General features: G+C 54.8%; 4 protein-coding genes. All 4 read left to right on the top strand.

Features of this window, described 5'->3' with window-relative positions; translation table 11 throughout:
- Positions 1-847: IS66 family transposase (tnpC, locus tag DU506_RS20395; protein WP_114488684.1), on the top strand; the 847-nt coding region annotated here is incomplete at its 5' end.
- Positions 848-861: 14 nt separating this feature from the next.
- The gene (locus DU506_RS20400) at positions 862-4,362 is read left to right on the top strand and encodes an ATP-binding protein (protein ID WP_114488685.1); all 3,501 of its coding nucleotides are present in this window, start codon (positions 862-864) and stop codon (positions 4,360-4,362) included.
- On the top strand, positions 4,352-5,017 hold the full coding sequence (locus DU506_RS20405; RefSeq protein ID WP_114488686.1) for a condensin complex protein MksE: 666 nt from the start codon (positions 4,352-4,354) through the stop codon (positions 5,015-5,017). Before DU506_RS20400 ends, DU506_RS20405 begins: the two co-directional genes overlap by 11 nt.
- On the top strand, positions 5,001-6,266 hold the full coding sequence (locus tag DU506_RS20410; RefSeq protein WP_114488687.1) for a hypothetical protein: 1,266 nt from the start codon (positions 5,001-5,003) through the stop codon (positions 6,264-6,266). Before DU506_RS20405 ends, DU506_RS20410 begins: the two co-directional genes overlap by 17 nt.
- Positions 6,267-6,449: the final 183 nt, after the last annotated feature.

Raw genomic sequence — 6,449 nt, forward strand, 5'->3', positions numbered from 1 at the left:
CACCCTGTTTGCCTTCAACCAGGAGGCCTACCAGCGGGCTGAACCCTTCGCCGAGTGGGTGATACCGGCGCTGAGGCAAGCAACGACCGTTCATGCCGACGAGACCGGCATTCAGATCGACAGCAAGCGCTACTGGCTCCACAGCGCCTCGAATGAGGCGCTGACCTGGTTGGCGCCTCATGCCAAACGGGGTCAGGAAGCCATGGACGCCATAGGCGTACTGCCCTTCGTGCAAGGTGTCTTGGTGCATGATCACTGGAAGCCTTACTACCGCTACACGGAGTGCCGGCATGCCCTGTGCAATGCCCATCACCTTCGCGAACTGATCGGTGTCTGGGAAAACGACCAGCAGGCCTGGGCCAAAGCCCTGCATGATCTGCTGCTGGCGATGAACCAGGCCGTTGAAGACGCCGGAGGCAGGCTCTCTCCCGACGCGGTTCGACGATGGCGAGAGCGCTATCGTCATTGCCTGGCGGAAGGCGACGTCGAGAGCCCACCGCCGGCCAAACCTCCGCCTGGAACCCGAGGGCGCACCAAGCGCACCCAGGCACGCAACCTGCTCGAACGCCTCCAGGCACACGAGGAGGATGTGCTGCGTTTTCTTGAGGATTCCGCCGCGCCTTTTACCAACAACCAGGGTGAGCGTGACCTGCGGATGACCAAAGTCCAGCAGAAGATATCGGGCTGTTTCCGCTCGTGGGAAGGTGCGGAGATCTTCTGCCGGATGCGCAGCTTCCTCTCGACATCCGTCAAGCAGGGCCTGTCGGCTCACGCGGTACTGGAGCAACTCTTTGCGGGTGAGATGCCCTCGTTCATGCGCCGAGATGAACGGAGTCAGGCAGCGTGAGCTGAACAGTTACTGTGAAAGGAACGGCAAACGAGACCTTGTTTCACCCTGACCTGGAGCCTTTCTACGCAGCAGGCGAAAGTGCCGCCCATTTATTAAAGCGGGAGTTGCCCAGGCTGGGTATAACCGTCAGCAATCAGATTGAAAACGTAGTGGATTATCGCTCGATTATTCAGAATAACGCTGATGGGAGTGGTCGGCGTCGAAGATCAGGAAGTCCTGCGTTTTCGCTCGCCCAAGAAGCGCGGGATTTCTCGCTCGGTGACGGCGTTTCCAGCATGCGCCACATGGAGGCATTAACGTCGGTGGCATTGCGAAAAACCGGCTTACTGGCAAGCCTTAAATCCATGATTGTCGATACCATGCTGCGAGATAGAATTGCCATCGCGGAACCGCCAGCCCACCACAAGAATAAAGACCTATGGCAAGACGTGCTTAGCCTACGGGCCTTCAACAAAGAAATTCCAGCAATACGGGAAGGCATAGCGAAATCGGTCATTCTCCAAGAGGTTCGCGCAGACCTGAACAATCATCGGCACGCACTAGCAAGCCGGATCAGCAGCGAGATAGCCGTTGTTCGTGAAAAAGAAATCGAGGTGGTCGCTCTCAAAGAGGCAATGTCCTCGCTTGAAGAAAAGCATACCGAAGATCGGGATCAGCTCGCTTCGCGTGCAGCGACACGTAAAGGCGAGGCCGAGGCAGCTCAGCGGTGGCTGGATCATCTGAAGGAGCAACGCGCTAGCTGGGATGACAAAGGCATTGATACGCTCCGTCGTGATATTGAGGGCATACCCGATCTGGAACGGAGTTGGCGCACCGCGAATGGCCTGTATAACCAAATACGCAAGACCGCCGAGAAGTTGATTGAGGATCACCATCAACAGCGAGGCGCCATGCAGGACAGCTACACCGAAAAAGAAGAAAAGCTCCGAGCGCGAGCGGACACGGTGCAGCAGGCCATCACGGCAATGTCTACGGCACATATCGAAGCAAACCGAGCCATTGAAAAGCGCTTTCGCCAGGAACTAGAAACGCTTAAACGTGAGAGCGATGCTGCCGCAACCACCCTGCGCGATGAAGAAGAGCGTCGAATGGCCGCTCGTGACCACGCAGGGCAAATGACCGATGAGGAACAGCGCCAACTTGATAACGCCACCGCAGAGGTGGATCGGGCAGAGGCGGGAGGCAAGCGACTGGACAAGGCCCTTGAGGCTGCAAAAGAGGCTTATAGGGAAGCGGCGAATGCGTATCAACAGGCGCTAGATGCGCTCTCCAGTGCCGAAAGAGCCGAGGGCGCTCGCCAACACAACGTCGACACCCTCACACGGCAATGCTATCCCGCCGATGGCACCCTACTCGCCTTCTTGCGAACCTCTGATTTAGCCTGGCATGATACCTTGGGCAAGCTACTGCCTAGCGAGCTATACCAGCGCCGCGACCTGAACCCCATGCTGTCGGCCTCGCCACACATGGATCAGGTGTATGGCCTAACCTTTGACCTCAGCGCCCTACCGCTGCCTGCCATTGCCGAAAGTGAGGCCATCCTAGAAGCCAAGTTGCAGAAAGCGGAGGAAGCGCTGACTCATGCCAAAACCGATGTCAGGCATGCGAACGAAGCGTTGAAAAAAGCCAATGTCGCACGCAAGAAAGCTGAGGAAGCAGGGAGTCAAGCCAGGGTACGCGCTGAACAGGCCAGTTCTAAGTATGACAACGCGGTAGCGGGGCGTCGCCACCTAGAAGGCCAACTGCTGTCCAATCGGCAAGCGCGGATTGCTTCGGCAAAAGCGCAGCTCGACACGGCGCGGAAAGCCATTGCTGAGCATGAAAAAGAATGGCAGGCGCAGCAGCAAGAGCGCCAGCAGCAACATGACACTCAGCGCCAGCAGCTATCGGCGGATCAACAGACTGAGCAGGCACGGTTAACCGCCGATCTGGGGGTGATTCAGCAGGTAATCGCGGATACCCGCAATGAGAAAAAGCAACGGCTAGCAGAAATGGATGCCTTGCTGGCGCAGGCCATGAGTAAAGAAGGGATTGATCCATCAGCGATAGCCGCCAAGAAAGCGGAAGTTGATTCCCTTCGATTAAAAATCAACAGTCTCCGAGAGCAAGAACCCACCCTCCACGAGTATGCCTCCTGGGAGAAGGTCGAATGGTCACGCAAGCCCGAGTATGAAAAACAGCGACTTGATGCCCAACATGCCCTTGAAAAGCTACGCAATGAGTTACGGCAAGCTGAACAGCACTTCAAGACACAGCGAGCAGAGAAGCGGGTATCCCTGAAAGCGATTAGCCAAGCGATCGACGCGAAACAGCAAGGCCTCTCGGATTGGCGCCAGCGTATCGATAACGCCGATAAGGTGCTGGCGGATATTCCCGACAGCCAGATAGGCGTCGACCAGGACAATACACCGCCGTCTCAAGACTTCGACAGTGAGACAACCCGCTCTACCGAGCAGATTGCGAGTGAGTTGAGTCGGCTACTGACAAGTGCCAACAGCCAGCGCCAGGAAGTGATGAAAGCGGTTCAGGGCTGCCAGAAACGTTTATCCCAGCACCCAGGCACGCATATCCATAACGCATGGCAAGCACTACTGGATCAGCGGCGCGCCAAAAGTACGCACGAAGAGCTATCTTCCGCCTTTACCATCGAACAGGTAGACGACCTAGAAACCTTGATCGAGCATCACTTACCTGACATTTCAGGTGCGCTGATCGAGGGAGTCAAAGCGTCAGGTGGAACGCTGTACACCTATCACGAAAACCTGCAGGAAATGAATAATATCGTTAGCCAGGTGAGCCGAACGCTGGAGAAAAACCTGAACACCCAGCATACGTTTACCGTGATTAGTGATATCTCCGTGCGTGTGCAGTCCAAAATTCAGAGCTTCGGGTTTTGGAAAGATCTGTCCAGTTTTGCGCAAAGCTGGCGCGAATGGGCCAGCAACGGCTATCACGGCATGCCCAGCGATGGATTAATGCAGCAGATACATCGCACGGATGATCAAATGCAGGTAGCTCGCATGCAGAAGTACAACATCGAATCCATGGTCGATCTTGAGATTGAGTTTTACGAGCAACGCCGGCGCGTCCCTATTCGCTCGGACAAGGACCTCACCGACGCCGCCAGCCAAGGCATCACCCGACTGGCCATACTAACCCTGTTCAATGCCCTGACACGCTATCTATGCCCCGAGCGCGGTATCAACATCACCTGGCCGATTGATGAGCTAGGTGACTTGTCACCGGAAAACATCGTTAAATTGTTTCAGATGATGAAAGACAACAATATCGCTTTGCTCTGCGCTCAGCCTGAAGTAAACCGCTTTGTGGTGGAGCACTTTCAGCACAAAGTACACCTGAGCAAGTTGGTAGGGGTAAGGATTATGGTGCCTGGCGATCAACAACATCGCGTCAATCCATTACTGGCTCAAGCCCCCTCCCCATCAACTAGCCGCGTCGACAACGCGACCGCACCATCCCCAACCACGGAAGGGGCTAATCATGTCCTTTGATCCTCTGTTTCGTGGCACGGTGGAGCAGCTCATCACCGGGGCCATTATCTGTCCGGTAACAGAACCCGAGAAATTCGACTACCTCGCCGACTCGGTAAGCATCGATAAGGTACAGCACTATCTCGCTCAAATTGGGCGAGGACTATCCTGTACACGAGATGGCAATGGCTATTACGCCGTTGCCCTAGACCTAGACGACAAAGGCACCCGTGCGCGCATACGCAATGAGTTTGAACGCATTACGGGGCAGTGGGAGCCCCTTATTCGCTGGCTGAGGATGTCACAGCAAGTGGCAGCCGATAAACACCCTATTGCGTTTAATGACACCGTGAGCGAGGGAGACTGGCTTAAAACCATCGAAGCATCGAGCGCCCTTCAAGAAGAGCTCGAAATCATTTGCCTAAAAATGCAAATCAAGAAGGCACAGGATGCTCGCCAACGGTTGCGAGCGCTGTTTGAGAAGCTGCAAAAGGACGGCTTTTTGAAAAGCAAAGGCCCTTCCGGTGCGCTTTTTCAAGCAACGGCCCGATGGTCGCTATTAAAGGATCAAATGGAGTTCGTCACCCAGCAGGAAGGCATCATCGCAGCGAACAACGCCCGCGCAGCTGAGGACCATCAGGAGCAGGAGGCCCTTTTCCATGGCAGGTCTGAATGACGCGACCGCAGGGCTCCAAGCCGTTCATCAAAACGCGGCCATTCTGATCGACGCCTGCCTGACGCATGGCGGCCGAATCAGCGAAGAGGAATTGGAGCCCAACACGCTAGCCACCTTACGCCGCCACCGCCTGGTCTTTGATGTCGATGAAGATTATGGCTATGTCCAGGTAAGCCGAGTCGTCGCGGATTTACTGCACCATTTAACCCAGAGCTATAAACGACAATTATTGGCTGGCGCTGGCCACGACATTGTTAATGACCTCGAACATATCACTGAGAGCTACCGGATGGCTGAGCAGACCGGTTCAGCCGATTTATTGTTACGGGAGACCGAAGCGCGGGAGGCCGTTGCTAGCTTGATTGATATGCTGCGCCAGACAATCCTACGTTTTACGACCTACATTCATAGTGACTTCAGCATGGTCAGTGACCTTGATCAGCGGATTCACGAAAACAAGCGGGCGATAGAGGATGCTAAGGCGTTAAACCAATTTTTTGACTCCCTCATGCCAAGCTACCTAAAAAAGCTAGCGGGACGTAGCCCGACGCTGCAGACGTTACTGATGAAGCTGCTACGCCGAAACTTAGACCGTCTGAGGGCTGACCTGCTAGACGCAACACATTCGCTACGCGAAAATCTCGCTCGTTTGGAAAGGGATCGTACTGTACAGCACTATAGTCACCTGATTGATGATTTCTACAAGCACTACCTACGAAACCCTGGTTACCAACCAGACCCCTCGATGCTTGATCGTGTGCAAACGCTACCGCAGTGCTTTATCCCTGGCGAGGGGATGAAATTACAGGCCTCATCAGACATCGAAAACCCTGCCCAGCACGAAGAGTTAAGAGGATTACTGGCGCAAGCACTTGAACGCCTAGCCCCTGATGAACGTGTCGCACAGGAAGATGCTAATGAGACCATCGTCACCGTGGTAGAGCAACGCAATGCGGTTATGCAGGAAGAAGAAGACCCCTTTGCCACAGCGATCAACCAGTTCTTTGAGGCTATCCCTGCCCTTATTCTGCAGGCATCCGCCGTCTCCGCAATGGATGCCCATCAGACGTTGAGCGTGGAAGAGCCTGGAGACGTTTGGCTCTTGGCCGTATGGACACGCTATTTAACGTTGCTGGCAGATCGCCAGTCCGATTGTGATTACATCGCCCAACACGTAGAGCAGGTGTTGGAGACGTTTAGTGGTAACCGCGAGGTCAGGGACATTCATTTCAGGAGCGCCGTCCAGTGAGCCGTTTACTAGAGGTTGCCCAACAAGCCCTGCGCCAGCGAAAAAGCCGGGTCATTATGAATCAATGGTTCGGACAGTTTCATGACGCAATAGCGCCGTAATGGCACATCTCATCAAAGTCGGGTCGGGATTTTATGTCATTGAAGTCCAGACCCAAGTAGGAAGAAAAGCGTTCCAGCAGGT

Source organism: Vreelandella rituensis (genome assembly GCF_003336665.1).
Classification (GTDB): Bacteria; Pseudomonadota; Gammaproteobacteria; order Pseudomonadales; family Halomonadaceae; genus Vreelandella; species Vreelandella rituensis.